Origin of the sequence: Natronorubrum thiooxidans (genome assembly GCF_900156475.1) — an archaeon.
In the GTDB taxonomy this organism is placed as follows: domain Archaea; phylum Halobacteriota; class Halobacteria; order Halobacteriales; family Natrialbaceae; genus Natronorubrum; species Natronorubrum thiooxidans.
Genome location: NZ_FTNR01000019.1, coordinates 1 through 14,097, shown reverse-complemented (window position 1 = coordinate 14,097; position 14,097 = coordinate 1). Strand labels below are relative to the sequence as shown.

15 protein-coding genes and 1 pseudogene are annotated in these 14,097 nt (G+C 59.0%); 8 read left to right on the top strand and 8 right to left on the bottom strand.

Annotated features, from left to right (window positions below; translation table 11 throughout):
- The first annotated feature begins 450 nt into the window (after positions 1-450).
- The 3 genes from BW940_RS18335 (at position 451) to BW940_RS18325 (ending at position 4,283) form a co-directional block, all read left to right on the top strand.
- Positions 451-1,254: a DsbA family protein gene (locus BW940_RS18335; protein WP_084776810.1), complete on the top strand. Its 804-nt coding sequence runs from the start codon at positions 451-453 to the stop codon at positions 1,252-1,254.
- Positions 1,255-1,650: 396 nt separating this feature from the next.
- Positions 1,651-3,528: a hypothetical protein gene (locus BW940_RS18330; protein ID WP_076610648.1), complete on the top strand. Its 1,878-nt coding sequence runs from the start codon at positions 1,651-1,653 to the stop codon at positions 3,526-3,528.
- A gap of 212 nt (positions 3,529-3,740) precedes the next feature.
- Positions 3,741-4,283, top strand: a complete 543-nt coding sequence (locus BW940_RS18325; RefSeq protein ID WP_076610647.1) for a DUF302 domain-containing protein — start codon at positions 3,741-3,743, stop codon at positions 4,281-4,283.
- Positions 4,284-4,634: 351 nt separating this feature from the next.
- On the opposite strand, the gene BW940_RS18315 is transcribed toward BW940_RS18325, so the two are convergent.
- The 4 genes from BW940_RS18315 to BW940_RS18300 form a co-directional block, all read right to left on the bottom strand.
- Positions 4,635-5,327: a hypothetical protein gene (locus tag BW940_RS18315; protein ID WP_076610645.1), complete on the bottom strand. Its 693-nt coding sequence runs from the start codon at positions 5,325-5,327 to the stop codon at positions 4,635-4,637.
- On the bottom strand, positions 5,324-5,545 hold the full coding sequence (locus BW940_RS18310) for a hypothetical protein (RefSeq protein ID WP_076610644.1): 222 nt from the start codon (positions 5,543-5,545) through the stop codon (positions 5,324-5,326). Before BW940_RS18310 ends, BW940_RS18315 begins: the two co-directional genes overlap by 4 nt.
- Before the next feature lie 113 nt (positions 5,546-5,658).
- The gene (locus BW940_RS18305; protein WP_076610643.1) at positions 5,659-5,958 is read right to left on the bottom strand and encodes a glycerol dehydratase reactivase beta/small subunit family protein; all 300 of its coding nucleotides are present in this window, start codon (positions 5,956-5,958) and stop codon (positions 5,659-5,661) included.
- Positions 5,959-6,289: 331 nt separating this feature from the next.
- Positions 6,290-7,504 carry a DUF418 domain-containing protein gene (locus BW940_RS18300; protein WP_076610642.1) on the bottom strand — a complete coding sequence of 405 codons (1,215 nt, stop codon included), beginning with the start codon at positions 7,502-7,504 and terminating at the stop codon, positions 6,290-6,292.
- Between the two features lie 700 nt (positions 7,505-8,204).
- On the opposite strand from BW940_RS18300, the gene arsD reads away from it, so the two are divergent.
- The 4 genes from arsD to hcsS are packed head-to-tail and all read left to right on the top strand — an operon-like array spanning position 8,205 to position 11,007.
- Positions 8,205-8,534, top strand: coding sequence for an arsenite efflux transporter metallochaperone ArsD (gene arsD, locus BW940_RS18295; protein WP_076610641.1), 330 nt, complete (start codon positions 8,205-8,207; stop codon positions 8,532-8,534).
- Positions 8,535-8,537: 3 nt separating this feature from the next.
- Positions 8,538-10,463, top strand: coding sequence for an arsenical pump-driving ATPase (arsA, locus tag BW940_RS18290; protein WP_076610640.1), 1,926 nt, complete (start codon positions 8,538-8,540; stop codon positions 10,461-10,463).
- Positions 10,460-10,828 (top strand): halo-CC-star protein HcsL, encoded by a 369-nt coding sequence (hcsL, locus tag BW940_RS18285; RefSeq protein WP_076610639.1) that lies wholly within the window; start codon positions 10,460-10,462, stop codon positions 10,826-10,828. Before arsA ends, hcsL begins: the two co-directional genes overlap by 4 nt.
- Positions 10,819-11,007 carry a halo-CC-star protein HcsS gene (gene hcsS, locus BW940_RS18280; protein WP_076610638.1) on the top strand — a complete coding sequence of 63 codons (189 nt, stop codon included), beginning with the start codon at positions 10,819-10,821 and terminating at the stop codon, positions 11,005-11,007. Before hcsL ends, hcsS begins: the two co-directional genes overlap by 10 nt.
- Positions 11,008-11,033: 26 nt before the next feature.
- Here hcsS and BW940_RS21585 read toward each other — a convergent pair whose 3' ends face one another.
- From BW940_RS21585 to BW940_RS18260, 4 genes are read right to left on the bottom strand one after another with little or no spacing between them, the layout of a single operon-like run.
- The gene (locus tag BW940_RS21585) at positions 11,034-11,210 is read right to left on the bottom strand and encodes a hypothetical protein (protein ID WP_159440188.1); all 177 of its coding nucleotides are present in this window, start codon (positions 11,208-11,210) and stop codon (positions 11,034-11,036) included.
- Positions 11,211-11,270: 60 nt separating this feature from the next.
- Positions 11,271-12,650: a nitroreductase/quinone reductase family protein gene (locus tag BW940_RS22175; RefSeq protein ID WP_159440187.1), complete on the bottom strand. Its 1,380-nt coding sequence runs from the start codon at positions 12,648-12,650 to the stop codon at positions 11,271-11,273.
- Positions 12,647-12,868, bottom strand: a complete 222-nt coding sequence (locus tag BW940_RS18265) for a hypothetical protein (RefSeq protein ID WP_216819682.1) — start codon at positions 12,866-12,868, stop codon at positions 12,647-12,649. The genes BW940_RS22175 and BW940_RS18265 overlap by 4 nt, the downstream gene beginning before the upstream one ends.
- Positions 12,865-13,521: an NAD(P)-dependent oxidoreductase gene (locus BW940_RS18260; protein WP_076610637.1), complete on the bottom strand. Its 657-nt coding sequence runs from the start codon at positions 13,519-13,521 to the stop codon at positions 12,865-12,867. The genes BW940_RS18265 and BW940_RS18260 overlap by 4 nt, the downstream gene beginning before the upstream one ends.
- 346 nt (positions 13,522-13,867) lie before the next feature.
- Between BW940_RS18260 and BW940_RS21980 the strand changes: the two are divergent.
- A pseudogene (locus BW940_RS21980) lies at positions 13,868-14,005 on the top strand (daunorubicin ABC transporter ATP-binding protein); the annotation flags it as partial.
- Positions 14,006-14,097: the final 92 nt, after the last annotated feature.

Below are 14,097 nucleotides of genomic sequence, written 5' to 3'. Positions count from 1 at the left end.
GCAACGCGCTGAGAGCGACTGCGTTCGAAACCGACCGTCTCAAAGCCCTGACTCAACACACTTGGTCTGCGGTGGCTGTGTCGTCGAATAGGGGTCTTTGTTCTCGACGGACTCCGGTGCTTCGACCGGTGTTTAGTATTCGACGCGGTCCAGTCGGTGGTACGGCCTTCAGTCGAGCGGTCGAAGCCGCATCGACAGCCCACTCATGAACCGAAACGACCAGCCGCGATCCACGAATCCCTCTCCTGACGACGAGCAGATAGCCTGGGAACAGTTCTGCAAAACGGGCTGTATCGTCCCGGGATACGCACACGTGATCGCCAGAGAGTTGAAAAGACGCCGTGATCGCGCTGACCCCGATCGAAACGAATCCGCCTGATCTGCTCATACCTGCTCCGTTTCTTCGACCACCCTTGATACGCCCCGGCCGACTGTTCGGTATATCCACCGATGACACGCTGTACCTACTGTGGAGAGACTGTTCCTGATGAGGCGTACGAGGGCCACCTCGAGCGGGTCCATTCGGACGAACTGACGGCGATCGATAGACGACGAGCCAAACAGGTCGCCGGACCACCGAAAAAGCGGAACGTGGCCCTCTACGCAGGCGTCAGTGTGATACTCGTGTTGTTCGCGCTCGGCTACCTGTGGATTCTCTTCGGTGCTGGTGGGCCGGCCAACACTTCGGCCACCCTGCCGGCAGAGCTCGAGGACGTCGACGAGGACCGTCAACTTACCGTCCCGGCCCTCGGAGAGGGGACCGTGACGGTCGATGTGTACGAAGACCTTGGCTGTCCGTTCTGCTACCAGTTCCAGGAAGACGTGTTCCCGGTTCTCGAGGAAGAGTATATCACCACCGATGCGATCGAGTACCGCCACTACGACTTTCCCGTGAAGGCCACCGAGGAGTCGGTTGCGATGGCGAACGCCGCACGTGCAGTTCAAGACGAGACGCGAACCGAGGCGGAGCCGAACGGTCGCTTCTTCGAGTACAAAAACGCGGTTATGGAAAGCGACGACTGGAGTGACGAGGGGCTCGCCGCGACCGCCGAGCAGTTCGACGTCGATCCGGACGTCGTGATGGCCGCACTCGAGAATGACACGTACTATCCGACACTCGCCGCGGACTGGGAGCACGGCGACGGCGAGGGGGCCGTCGGAACGCCGACGGTCGTCGTCGACGGCGAAATCGTGGACAATCCGCTCGAGGACGACGCGGTCGCCGACGCCATCGAAGCCGCGCTCGAGTCGTAACTCGCTCTCATTGATTCGATCGGTTTCGCGGTCCCGGCTCCATGTTTCCGATTTCAGTGGTGCCGACGTTCTGTTCTACAGTCATACTATAGTAGCCACTGAAAGTCAATGCACATCTGATCGCACGACGACTATGCGATCAGTGTGTCAATCGTTTCATACGGTCTGCTGTAACGATTTACCGCCGATCACCGACCGTCTCTGGTGATCGGCGGTAATTGACTACAGCTGTCCGTCTCGGTTGTTACTATAGCAGCTTCGAAGGGAGGCCGTTGGTCGGTCAATCATCCCCGAGGAGACACCATCCAACCCGTATCTCCCCAGGGCTTCGTCTCCGGTTTTTAATCCCCTCTGGCGGAGAGAGCAGTGACCTTCGGTATAGGGTTAGAGAAACGAATGTTACAGAAACTAGCAATTCTCACAATGATCGGCCTTTTGATGTTGTCCGGAGCGGGCGGGCTGGCAGCAGCCCAGACCGGCGTCAACACGCAAGTGAACGATCGATGTGATGAAGGCGAACACACCGACGACAGTACCGCCTCGTTCGACGAGGAGGACGAAAGCGAGAGTGACAGTAGTAGCGACCGGGATCGATCCAGTAGCGATCTCCGAGAAAGTTCGAGCGACTCTGATCTGAGCGCGAGCGATAGCGCAAGCGACAGTTCGAGTGACGCAGACGAAACTGACCTCGACCAGAGCGCAAGCGACAGTTCGAGCGACTTTGACACAGATCGCGACGGGAGTTCGTTCGAAGAGAACGACCGCAACGAACAGCGCGACTCGAGCAGCGAGCGCGACGTCAGCGATATTGACGAGAGCGACCGCAACGTTAGCGAAAGCGTGGTCGACGACACGGACGTCGAAATCGACGAGGACGAAAGCGACCTCGACCGTGACGTCAGCGAGCGCGAGGACAGCGAGTCCGACCAGGACAGCACGCTCAGCGAGACCGACTCGAGCGCGAGCGACAGTGCCTCCGACGACGCTGACTCGAGTGCGAGCGACAGTTCGAGCGACTCCGAGGAGAGCGACAGCGTCTCCGACACAAGCGAGCGCGACTCGAGTGCGAGCGACATCGACCACGACGACACTGACGTCGACGTGAGCGAGTCCAACTCGAGTTCCCTCGACGAGAGCGACAGCCGAAGCGACCTCGACGAGAGCACCTTCGACGAATCGGACCGCGATGCGAGTGAACGCGACGTGAGCGACCACGAGCGCGATCTCGACGAAAGCGACGCCGATGAAAGCGACGCCGACGAAAGCGACAGTTCCGAGAGCGCCAGTGCATCCGAACACGACGAGAGTGACTCGGTTGACCGTGGTGCCCAAGATCGCGATAGCTTCGATCTGACTGACAGCGACTCCGATTTCGACGCCGACGAGAGCGTCCAGAGCGACAGTGACGCGAGCGAAAGCGACCGTAGCGCAAGCGAGAGCGCATTCGACGAGAGCGACAGTGACGCAAGCGAAAGCGACCGCAGTCAGAGTGACCGCTCAAGTTCCGACAGCGAGGGCGACACGAGCGCATTCGACGAATCCGACTTCGACTCGAGTACGAGCGACCGTCAGGGCGCAGAGAGCTCCCTCGATGAGAGCGACCGCGACACGAGTAGCGCCGACAACGATCTGACCACCAGCGATTCCGACAGCGACCAGAGTCAAAGCGAGAGCAGTGACTCACAGAGTGACCAACAAGATAGTAGCCGAGACAGTACGGACAACGACACCGAACGCAGTAGCAGCGCAAACGACGAGAGCGACGTCTCGAGTGACCGCAGCTACAGCGAGAACGACCAGAGCACGACCACTGACGAACGCGACGAGAGCGAGAACGATCGCAGCGAGAGCAGCGACTCCGCACTCGACACTGACAGTGAGAGTGACACTGGTACGGATACGACCGACATCACTGACGTCGAAAGCGAGTCCAGCAGCGAGCAGGACAGCGCCTCCGACACCAGCCAGTCTGACCGCTCCGAGAGTGCCGACGACAGCGAGTCCGACAGCAGCCTCGATCAGAGCGACAGTGACCATGACGTCGACCAACGGGACAGCACCCGCAGCGACTCCGACACTGACTCCGAGCGCGCCAGCTTCGAGAGTTCAGTCGACGACAGTAGCTTCGAAGAGTCCTATGACTCCAACTGTGGCCACGGCGGCTCCAGCTCTGACTCGAACATCGACAACAGCTCCGCCAACATCGAACGCGACAGCGCGACCTCGAACATCGGCGCAGCAGTCGACACCCTGATGTCCGTCGTGATCGGCTAACGACACAGGTTGCCCGACCGATCTTTTTTATTGCACTGTCGAATACCCACAGCGGTTGCACTCGGCGTCGAACCGTTCGGCCACAAGTGACCATCGCCACACAGTTGGCATCCGAGCGGCAGGTCGTCAATATCCTGTTTCGATCCGAAAGCTCTCGTTGGATTGTGGAACGGGCGATAATTCTACAACGGTCTGAATCCTCCCCCGTGCCTATGTCGGATGAACACGGCGAAACAGCCAGACGGCGGTTCGTACAGCTACTCGGCGTCGGCATCGGGGCTGGCGCAACGATCCCGGCGACCGCAGCGGCGGGAGGGCAAACCGGGGCTGCCGGCGACGAGGCTGATTCAGAGGACGACGGTCTCCAGACACTCGAGAGCAACGCGAGATTTTCGAGTACGGTCTCGCGCATCGAGCGAGCGATCGAGCAGCGGGCGCTCACACTCGTAACGACGATCGACCACGCAGAAAATGCGGCGTCAGTCGATCAGTCACTCCCACCGACAACGCTGTTGGTTTTCGGCAATCCGGAGGCCGGAACGCCGCTCATGCAGGCCAGTCGATCGATCGGTATCGACCTGCCACAAAAGATGCTCGTCTGGGAAGACGATGGTGACGTCTTCGTGACGTACAACGATCCGCGCTTTTTGGCCAGTCGACACGATGTCGACGGGTTGGATGATGAAATAGACGCAGTTGCCAACACACTTGCTGAGATCGCTGAAGCGGCGACGGGATCAGAAATCGGCGAGTAGCACCCCGAAATATTCGTTCTATGTGAGTGCCATAATCTATCACGACCAGTGTTACTAAGCAACTGTGGCCTCCTCCGGTCAGTCGCTACCGGCTAGTGATTCACCAGTGCCATCATGTTCGATAGGTACGTTCCACTGATGAGTCTGAGGTATCGATCGGCGCGACGAGGACGGACTCTCCAGTGTCTGGATCACGGGTTACCTCCGGAAGTTCGAGTTCGGGCGTTCGATCACTGGCTTTCTCGCCGATTCGCTGAGTACGATCGATCGCTGATTCGCGGTCATGCGTCTCCTTCAATAGGACAGTCAGTGACTTACAACGGGTGGAAAAAGGCAGACGTAGCCGAGGATTCAATCAGCGGTATCGACGTTCACGCCGAAATATGCGCGAAGGCGAGCATCGGTGTCCTGTTTCTCTGGAGAAAGTGGCAGCGGAGATTCCCAGAGAAGGACGCCGCCGTCGTCACAGTCGTCGATTCGCCACGCCGGTGCATGCAGCAGCCGCTCTCGGCCGATCTGTTCGGCCATCTCGAGCCCGAATCCGTTCACCCAGAACAGGTCCTCCAGTTGACTTTCGAGGATACCCTCACGGGTTACCGTCGAGCTATCGAGGTACGTGTCGCCGTGGACGTAGATCGGAGCGAGGAAGTCGTAGAGTTCGCGGACGAACTCGTGGATCAACTCCGGCCGGTCGTTGTTCCAGGGCCGGAGGTACCACTCGCCGATTGTCAACGAGACGAACGGCAGTGTCGGATGATCTCGAGCAGCGGCGTTTACGTGAATGCCGGCGACGAGGTCATCGTACCACAGCCAGATTGCTCCGCTTTCAGCACTGGCGAGGTCGGAGATTGCCGTTTCAAGAGGTGCTCCAGTGACGAGTTCTTCGGTTTTTGCAGTCGTGTATCGGAACTGATCGGTATCGTCGCTAGTGGGAGGTGTCCTCGAGCATTCCAGATCCTCGAAGCAGTACCGGAAAAGCGTCTCAATCTCCAGTGAATCCAGCGATTTTTCCAGAGTGCAACTGATTGACAGCCATTCGCTCATTCATCCGTCCTCCACTCTATGTCCCCACTATGGAGTAATGTTTTCACGTCACTGCCAGGCTCGGACCGAAACACCATCTTGATCGGTTCTCTCTCAACTGAGGTGTACTGCCCGTAATTGGCCATCTGATTTTCCAGCTCTTGATATCGAGTATCTTCAACGGAGATGCCGCTGGAATCTCCACGTTTTGTTTCGATTATCTGTTCGTCGGCCGTCACGATATCGATTTCACCTCTCGTGTGGGGATTATTTTCCGATCGCTTCAACGTTACTAAGAGTACATTGGTGGCTCAACGTTGCTCGATCGCATAGCTCAATTCCGAGCGCCGTGTCAGCCGATCGGCTTGAGTGGGATTCCCTTTGCGAGACGGGCCGAATTTGCACCGAGTTTTCGTGCCGTTTGTGCCGTCACCTCGGCACTGTCGAACACCGGTTTGTCAGTCGAGAGTTGAGAATGATGCACCACGACCCGTGCGTCGGCGGTGACGCTGACACCGATGTTCAGCGCCGAGTTGATCGCAGCCTCGTGGGCGACAGCGACTGCATCGTGTTCGTCGACCAGCGCGGAGATGGACTCGAGCAGGGTACACGGGGGGCCGACCTCCCGGCCCGCGACGGGGCTACCGTTCATCTGCTGGCCGTCGTTACTGCGTCGATGTTCGGAACCAGCGTCTGGTCACGCGACGTCGTCGATCAGTGAGAAGCGACAGCCCACGAGAGAGTCGACGACGCAGCAGCCCGTGCAGCGAGCGCAGGGGTCGACGAGATCGTCACGACGGTCGTCTCCGGGACTGTCGTCTCGGAACTACAGTCGCACGTCGCCACGACGGATGCCGATCTCGTCGTGAGTCGGACGGGGTTACCGGCCGGCCTTACCGAGCGAATCGTCCGGACTGCACCGGTCCCGGTGTTGAATGTTCACCTCGAGTGACGATGCTCGCCGGGGCACCACTCGACCCGCCCTAACGCTCCGTTTTGCTCGCCCGGATCGGCTGGCGCGTCTCGTACGTGAGCACGCGCCAGAGCCACTCGAGCGGACCGAATCGGAACCATCGCAACCAGAGTAGCGACAGCACGATCTGGACCGCCCAGATAGCCACGACGACCCCGAACAGTTCGACTCGAGTGAGGTGCCCGAACAGGCCGAGCCCGTGGCCGTAGAAGATGGACGTGGCGAGGACCGTCTGCAAGATGTAGTTGCTAAAGGCAGTCCGGCCCACGGCAGCCAGCGCCCGGGTCACGATGCCCCCGGGCCGCCACCGACAGTATGCCATCACGACGCCGATGTACGCCCCAGCGAGCGGGAAACTCCCCCAGTAGTTGAACTGCCGCCAGAACAGCGCTGCGCTCGTCCCCCAGTCGTTCGCCTGAATGTACCAGACACCGGTGAGAATAACGGCGAGCCCACTGACCGATCCGATGCCGATCAGTCGACGGTAGAACTGCGGTGACCGATCGTTCGTCAGCACGCCCCACTTGAACAGTGCCATGCCGATGAGCATAGTCCCGCCGACGCGCCAGACAGCGTAGCCGAGAAAGCCGGTCGTCTGGCGTTGGAACGAGGCCGAGACGCGGTGGTTCATCTGGTCAACCCATCCGCTGCGGTACGTTTCGACTTCGGTCTGCAGCATCGGCTCGGGTGGTTGCCACGTGGATGCGATCACGGCCGGATCCATCGTCAACCCCGACACGACCTCGAGGAGCGACGGAACGGCCACCAGACTGAGCCCGAAAAGCAACAACGTCCGCGCCTCGTGATCGCGAAGAAAGACGACACCAAACGCACAGAGACCATACGTGACGAGAATATCACCGTACCACAGCAGATAGGCGTGTGCGAGGCCAAACAGGACGAGCCACCCGGAGCGTCGGAAATACAGTTGCAGCACCGACAGCCCTTTGTCCTCGACGTTGCGCGTGAACAGGACGACACCGGCACCGAACAGGATCGTAAACAGCGTGAGAAACTTCTGTTGGGCGAACACGTGGCCGACGAACCAGGCCCAGTAGTTCTCCCCGGTAAACGCACCGTACACTGTCGGATTCGAGAGGGTCAACTCGGGCATCGCAAACACCCAAATGTTGACTACGAGAATGCCCAACAACGCGAATCCCCGGAGCGCATCGAGACCGACGATCCGTTCCGACGGCGACGTTGGGCCGCTTTGAGAACTCATTAGATACGTTATTTATCGGACTCGTCCGTTGTACATCTTGCGCGTTCGTGGCCGAACACGATACGGACTGTGAGCAAGCAGTCACCGATCGAATCGTCGACCTTGTCATGCGTGACTGCGACGTCACAGAAGCACCACCAGTTTCGCCAACCCAGTCGCTTCAACCGGACACTCCCAAATCGGTGTCATATGTACTACGCGTCGATTGTGGGTAGCGATCTCGCTTATGGGTTTCCCTGCGGTCGTTACCGCCAGCCTGCTCCTCCTTGGCGGTGCTGGGCTATAGTAACCAATTGAAACGATTTACGCACTGATCATACAGCTGTCGTGCGATCAGGTGTCCATTGACTTTCAGTGGCTACTATAGTTGGCGCGTCCGTGTCGATACGCCAGTCTCAGTTCGCAGACGCAGAACTCTTCGAGTTCGTCGTCGAGGTACCGCTGTAATCGTTCAGTCGCGTGTGCCATCAGCAGGTACTTGATTACTCTCTCAACTACCTATTGCGGAACACTGTTTCCAGGAGCGACAGCTACATACTCAATTGAGCCGAGAATGACTAGAGGACTCGTGTATGTGGTGAACCGAAGTGTTTATGTGTACGTCTGAACAGCATTTCAATTGAACCGTAACTGAATTAGGGGTGGTGGTTTGTGACCACGACTCTACAGGCGGTCGGAACGGTACCCGAGGAACTCACAAATGACGAAACTTACACTGTACGAAGAAGCGATGTGCTGCTCAACGGGCGTCTGCGGCCCTGACCCTGATGATGAACTCGTCGAGGTCAGCGCTGCACTTGACCAACTCGAAGCCGAATTCGATATCGAGGTCTCGAGAGCGAACATGCAACACGACATCGATCAGTTTCTCGAGACCCAGCGGATCGCCGATCTGGTCGACGAACACGGCCCATCGATTCTCCCGATTATGGTTCTTGACGACGAGATAATCGCCAAATCGGCGTATCTCTCCTACGACGAGCTTGCGGCCGAGATTCGCGAGAAACAGAACGCGCCACAGGAGGCATAATCGATGAGTATGGACACTACGCCTCGAGAAATCGTCGAACCGAGCAACGAAGACACCGAGTTCGTCTTCTTCAGCGGGAAAGGCGGCGTCGGAAAGAGCACCGTCAGCTGCGCGACTGCGACGTGGCTCGCCGACAACGACTACGAGACGCTGCTCGTGACGACCGATCCCGCACCGAACCTCTCGGATATTTTCGGCCAGGGGATCGGCCACGAAGTGACCGCAATCGAGGGTATTGAGAACCTCTCTGCCATCGAGATCGACCCGGATACGGCAGCCGAGGAGTACCGACAGGAGACGATCGAGCCGATGCGCCAACTGCTCGACGACGAACAGATCGAAACTGTCGAAGAGCAACTCAATAGCCCCTGCGTCGAGGAGATTGCGGCCTTCGACAACTTCGTCGACTTCATGGATAGCCCCGACTACGACGTGGTGGTCTTCGACACCGCGCCGACCGGCCACACCATTCGACTGATGGAGCTGCCCTCCGACTGGAACGCCGAACTCGAGAAGGGTGGCTCGACGTGTATCGGCCCTGCCGCCTCGATGGAGGACAAGAAGATCCAGTACGAGCGGGCCATCGACACGCTCCAAGACGATGAACGCACCTCGTTCGCGTTCGTCGGCAAGCCCGAGGACTCCTCACTCGACGAGATCGAGCGCAGTGGAGCCGACCTCGGTGAACTCGGTATCGAGTCACAGCTACTCGTTATTAACGGCTACCTTCCTGAATCGGTCTGTGAGGACCCCTTTTTCAAGGGGAAACGCGAGGACGAACGGGCGGCCATCGAGCGGGCGAAAGCCGAGTTCGACGCCGACGCGATGGCGACCTATCCCCTCCAGCCCGGCGAAATCGCCGGCCTCGATCTCCTGTCGGACGTCGCTGGCGTCATCTACGATGGCGAGGAGCCCACCGTCGACGTCGGCTCGGCGACCGACGTCGAGACCGATCAGTCGGTCGATACCGATGCGCTGGCGGATCCAGCGTCGATCGCCGACCGAGTGACGCCGGGTGCGGAGACTCGGTATCTGTTCTTTACCGGGAAAGGCGGCGTCGGAAAGAGCACCATCGCCGCGGCCTCGGCGACAAAACTCGCAGAGGCAGGCTACGAGACGCTCGTTGTGACCACGGACCCGGCGGCCCACCTCGAGGACATCTTCGGTGAGCCGGTCGGCCACGAGCCGACGTCGGTGGGGCAGGCGAACCTCGACGCAGCCCGGATCGACCAGGAGAAAGCCCTCGACGAGTACCGCACGCAGGTCCTCGATCACGTCACCGAGATGTACGAGGACAAGGAAGACACCGAAATCGACGTCGAAGCTGCTATCGCCAACGTCGAGGAGGAACTGGAATCGCCCTGTGCCGAGGAGATGGCAGCCCTCGAGAAGTTCGTCAGCTACTTCCAGGCGGACGGCTACGACGTGGTGGTCTTCGACACCGCACCGACCGGGCACACGCTCCGCCTGCTGGAACTGCCCTCCGACTGGAAGGGCTTTATGGACCTCGGCTCGCTGACCAAAGGAGCCGCTCCCGCGAAGGGCGACAAGTACGACGAGGTCATCGAGACGATGCAAAACCCGGAAAAAAGCTCGTTTGCCTTCGTCATGTATCCGGAGTACACTCCGATGATGGAAGCGTACCGGGCAGCCGAGGATCTCAACGATCAGGTCGGTATCGAGACCGCGTTCGTCGTGGCAAACTACCTGCTGCCCACGGAGTACGGCAACAACGCCTTCTTCGCGAACCGACGGGCACAGCAGGAAAAATACCTCGGTGAGATCAAAGACCGCTTCGAGACGCCGTTGATGTGCGCGCCGTTGCGTCAGGACGAGCCGGTCGGTCTCGAGGAACTGAGCGCCTTCGGGGACGAGATCGCGGGCCTCTCGGATATCCCCGAACGGGAGCCGGAGGTGACGGTCTCGTGAGCGACACTCGTGCGGACGGACCGACAACTGAGGCGGCGTTTCAGACGTTCCTCGAGACGCTCACGACCTCCGAGACCTATCAGGAGTTTACGGAAGCCAACCGAGCCCTCGAAAACGATTCGGAGGCGATGGCACTCCTTCAGGAGTACCGGGAGAAACAGCGACGGATGCAACGCGACGGATTCGACCAGTCGCTGTTGAGCGAGTTGCGCGAGCTCAAATCGGAGCTGTCGGACAACGAGACGATTCAGCGACACCAGGACGCACAGGAAGCACTCGTCGACCTCCTTGAGGAGACCAACGACGTAATCAGCGAGCAGCTCGGTCGAGAGTTCGCCCAGCAAACCGGAGGTGGATGCTGTTGAGCGCGACCGACGAAGCGGTACTGGCCGCTGCCGAAGCATTCGGTGAGGAACTGGCTGACAGTCGATCCGACACGGTCTCATCCGAACTCGAGACGATACTCCTGGAGTACAACGACGCAATTAGCGAAGAGATCGGTCTGGAGTACGGGAGCGTCTGTGGTGCCGGCGACTGCTGCTGACTCTTCTGCCGGACGGCGAGCAGTCATCAGCTATTCCGATCCCGAATCAAACACTCGCCGACGAACTTGAGGCGCTCCGTGAGCACGTCAGGACCCTCGAGTCCGACCTCACCCGAAAAGACGAGCGCATTGCGCATCTCGAGACCGTCCTCGAGGCTCTCGAGGAACCCCAGACACCGATCGAGGCACGCCTGGACGCCCACGGAAAAACCATCAAGAGTATAGAACTCACGCAGTCTTGATAAGCTCCCTAAAAGGCGTACTTACTGTACTGTCGTTTTGTCATCAATTAATTCAATCGCGATGACGACTGTCCCCTCAACGGCAGCTTCTAGTTCTTCGAACGTCGGCTCTCTGTCACCGTGAACTCGGATGCCCAGTCGACGAGCAGCATTTGTCCCATAACGGTTGATGAACTCCTTCATGTACTGGGCGACCGTTTCAGGGGCCGGATGAGGTGTGGCGAGCCCGTCTCTGTGCTGTCCCTGAATGTGCAGCGACACCGGCTGGCCACCCTTTAGATTTCGCCACCACGGACTTTGGGTGGTGACGATCAGGTGGTCGTCTTTAATCCAATATCCGACCGGAGTGGTGTATTCCTTGCCAGTTTTGGACCCAGTGAACGTCAGCAACATCACCGAATCACTCACGAGCGAGTGCAGCGGTGACCGCAACAGAAGCGACATCACCGGGTTGATTACGTTGTACGCGACCTCGGGGACCGGGGGTTCACGAACTTCGACGTATTGACTATCGGTAGCGGTCGTCGTCGTCCCGTTCGGTTGGGGGTCGCTTCGAAATTCGTCTGCGTAGTCTTCGACGAATGTTTGCATCGTTCGTGGAGGGCGACCGAGGAGCAGCTGGCTGTCTTCGGTGACGCGGGCGGTTAATCCGAGACGTGCAGTCGTATAGATGCCGCTCATGAGTGCGATGAACCCGAGTGGCTTCTCTCGGCGTCGCATGCGCGTTGCGAACGTCACCAGGGATGGTTGTGGATATGTGATCGGTCGATTCAGGACGTCGCTGAAGATCGTGGCGACCTCTCGATAGTCCAGCGCTTTGGCCCCCGTGAGGTCGTAGGCCCGGTTCGCGTGACCCGGCTCGGTCAGCACAATTGCTGCGACCTCACCGAGATCCCGTGCGTCCACGAAACTGGTCTTCCCGTTTCCGGCCGGCACGAAGATCTCGCCGTATTCAACGATATCTCGACGATGGACTTCGAGAAGGTTCTGCATGAAAAACGACGCCCTCAGCAGCGTGTAATCCATTTTTGTCGCCATAATTCGCTTTTCGATCCGATGGTGTGGAACGAGTACGTTCTTCTCTGCACCGAGCACTGAGAGGTAGACGACGTGGCTGACACCGACGCGGTCCATGGCGTCGACAAACGACTTGACGTCCGATTCGCTTACAACCGGAGGTCGAACGAGGAAGACGCCATCGACGTCTGTCAGTGCACGTCCCCAGGTCTCGGGCTTCGTGAAGTCGAACTCGACTACTGTTCCGGCGTCCGCAAGCTTGTTCGAGACGGTTCCGGGGTCACGAACCCCGATCTTGATGGCGACATCGCGGTCCGAAAGACCGGCGACAACGTACCGACCGACAGTTCCGGTTGCCCCGGTGACGAATACCGACTCCGTCACTGTTCGGCCCTCCAGTAGACGATAACTGCTCCACCTGCACCGAGCGCCGATAGGAAGGCAATGGGCGGAACGGTCAACGCGCTGACGGCGGGGACAATGTCGAGAGCGTCCACGCCAAGCACGAGTACTACGTTTGCGAGGACGGCGAACACGACTGCGAGCCCGCTTCGTACCGGTATGGAATGCGATCTAGGGGTCGTGTATTTGGAGTTTATCATGCGTCTGCGACCTTCGGCATTTCGTGTACGTACAGGTCGTCTTCGAGACAGTCGATGATGAACTCGGCCACGTTCGCCCGCGCAGCGGTGTCTTGCATTCCAAGCGAGAGGTCCGTCCCGTGGCGGAACTCGCCCGTATGGGCGTCTTCGGTGAGACGTGGTCCGCGGACGACCGTCCAGCGAGTATCGCTGGCTCCGAGTAGTTCGACCTGATTGCGGGCGTCTTCGAGGACTGATCGTGCTAACAGTTTCAACAGTACACCCATCATCCGCCCCCCGAGATTTACCGATTCTCCCGCCTCGCGGACGCCCGCACCGACTAGCGTCACAAACCGTTCGACACCGTGTTTATTCATCGCCGCGAGCATGTGTCGGCCCGCTTCTGTCAGCAGGTCGTCTGGCCCCTCTGAGGTCTGCGCGAGAACGCTGACGACGGCATCGACGGGGTCGCCGTCGCCAGCGATAGCGCGTTCGACCCCCTCTCCGGTGTAGGCGTCACCTTTGATTACACTGACCCGGTCGTCATTCCGTAGTGTTGATGAGAGGCCGGTCGCATCCCGGACGAAGGCAATCACCTCGTGTTCGCGTTCGATTGCCTGTTCGACGAGTGGGTGGCCGGTTCGGCCGGTCGCACCGAATACTGCGATTTGCATACGCGAAATAGCATCTCGAAGAGTATATACTTGCAACTTCGAAGTCTCGAAGTATTGGGCTCTAAGACGCCTTAAAACCAAAAATACATATCTACAAGTAAAGCTATTCAATACTATGACTGAACCGGGCGATGCGCCGGACGTCCCTGATTTGAGCGTGGAGTTGTCCCGTGAGGAAGCGATTGCGCTTCGTGAATCAGTCGACGCCGAGGAACGGGGAGGCATCAGTCACACGGTTGCAGAACTGCTCGACCTCCGCGGGAAGACCAACACGATGGCGGTTCTGAGTGCGTTCGCATTCGCCGAGGGACCACTCCGATTTAGCGACCTCGAAACCGAACTCGAGGTCGCGCCGAACGGGCCAGGAAAAACGACGACGACCAAGGTATTCGCGACGCTGTTGTCCCCGACCGCCGGGGCGGTTCGAGTCAACGGCTTCGGCGTGCGACCGGAAGCCTGCAAGATCAGAGAGTCGACCGGCCATTGGTCTTTAGTTAGGCCTCAGCTGCCGGTTTGATGGCGGTAGCGAGTTGTTCCTGGAGAACCGGCCGTTGTTTGTGGATCTTCTTCGCGTCG

What these genes read in the sequence shown, in the direction of transcription:
- arsA (WP_076610640.1), top strand. Translation starts at nt 8,538, where the DNA reads ATGAGTATGGACACTACGCCTCGAGAAATCGTCGAACCGAGCAACGAA.
- BW940_RS18265 (WP_216819682.1), bottom strand. Translation starts at nt 12,868, where the DNA reads ATGATAAACTCCAAATACACGACCCCTAGATCGCATTCCATACCGGTA.
- BW940_RS18315 (WP_076610645.1), bottom strand. Translation starts at nt 5,327, where the DNA reads ATGAGCGAATGGCTGTCAATCAGTTGCACTCTGGAAAAATCGCTGGAT.
- BW940_RS18305 (WP_076610643.1), bottom strand. Translation starts at nt 5,958, where the DNA reads ATGAACGGTAGCCCCGTCGCGGGCCGGGAGGTCGGCCCCCCGTGTACC.
- BW940_RS18325 (WP_076610647.1), top strand. Translation starts at nt 3,741, where the DNA reads ATGTCGGATGAACACGGCGAAACAGCCAGACGGCGGTTCGTACAGCTA.
- arsD (WP_076610641.1), top strand. Translation starts at nt 8,205, where the DNA reads ATGACGAAACTTACACTGTACGAAGAAGCGATGTGCTGCTCAACGGGC.
- hcsS (WP_076610638.1), top strand. Translation starts at nt 10,819, where the DNA reads ATGCTGTTGAGCGCGACCGACGAAGCGGTACTGGCCGCTGCCGAAGCA.
- BW940_RS18300 (WP_076610642.1), bottom strand. Translation starts at nt 7,504, where the DNA reads ATGAGTTCTCAAAGCGGCCCAACGTCGCCGTCGGAACGGATCGTCGGT.
- BW940_RS18330 (WP_076610648.1), top strand. Translation starts at nt 1,651, where the DNA reads ATGTTACAGAAACTAGCAATTCTCACAATGATCGGCCTTTTGATGTTG.
- BW940_RS18335 (WP_084776810.1), top strand. Translation starts at nt 451, where the DNA reads ATGACACGCTGTACCTACTGTGGAGAGACTGTTCCTGATGAGGCGTAC.
- BW940_RS18260 (WP_076610637.1), bottom strand. Translation starts at nt 13,521, where the DNA reads ATGCAAATCGCAGTATTCGGTGCGACCGGCCGAACCGGCCACCCACTC.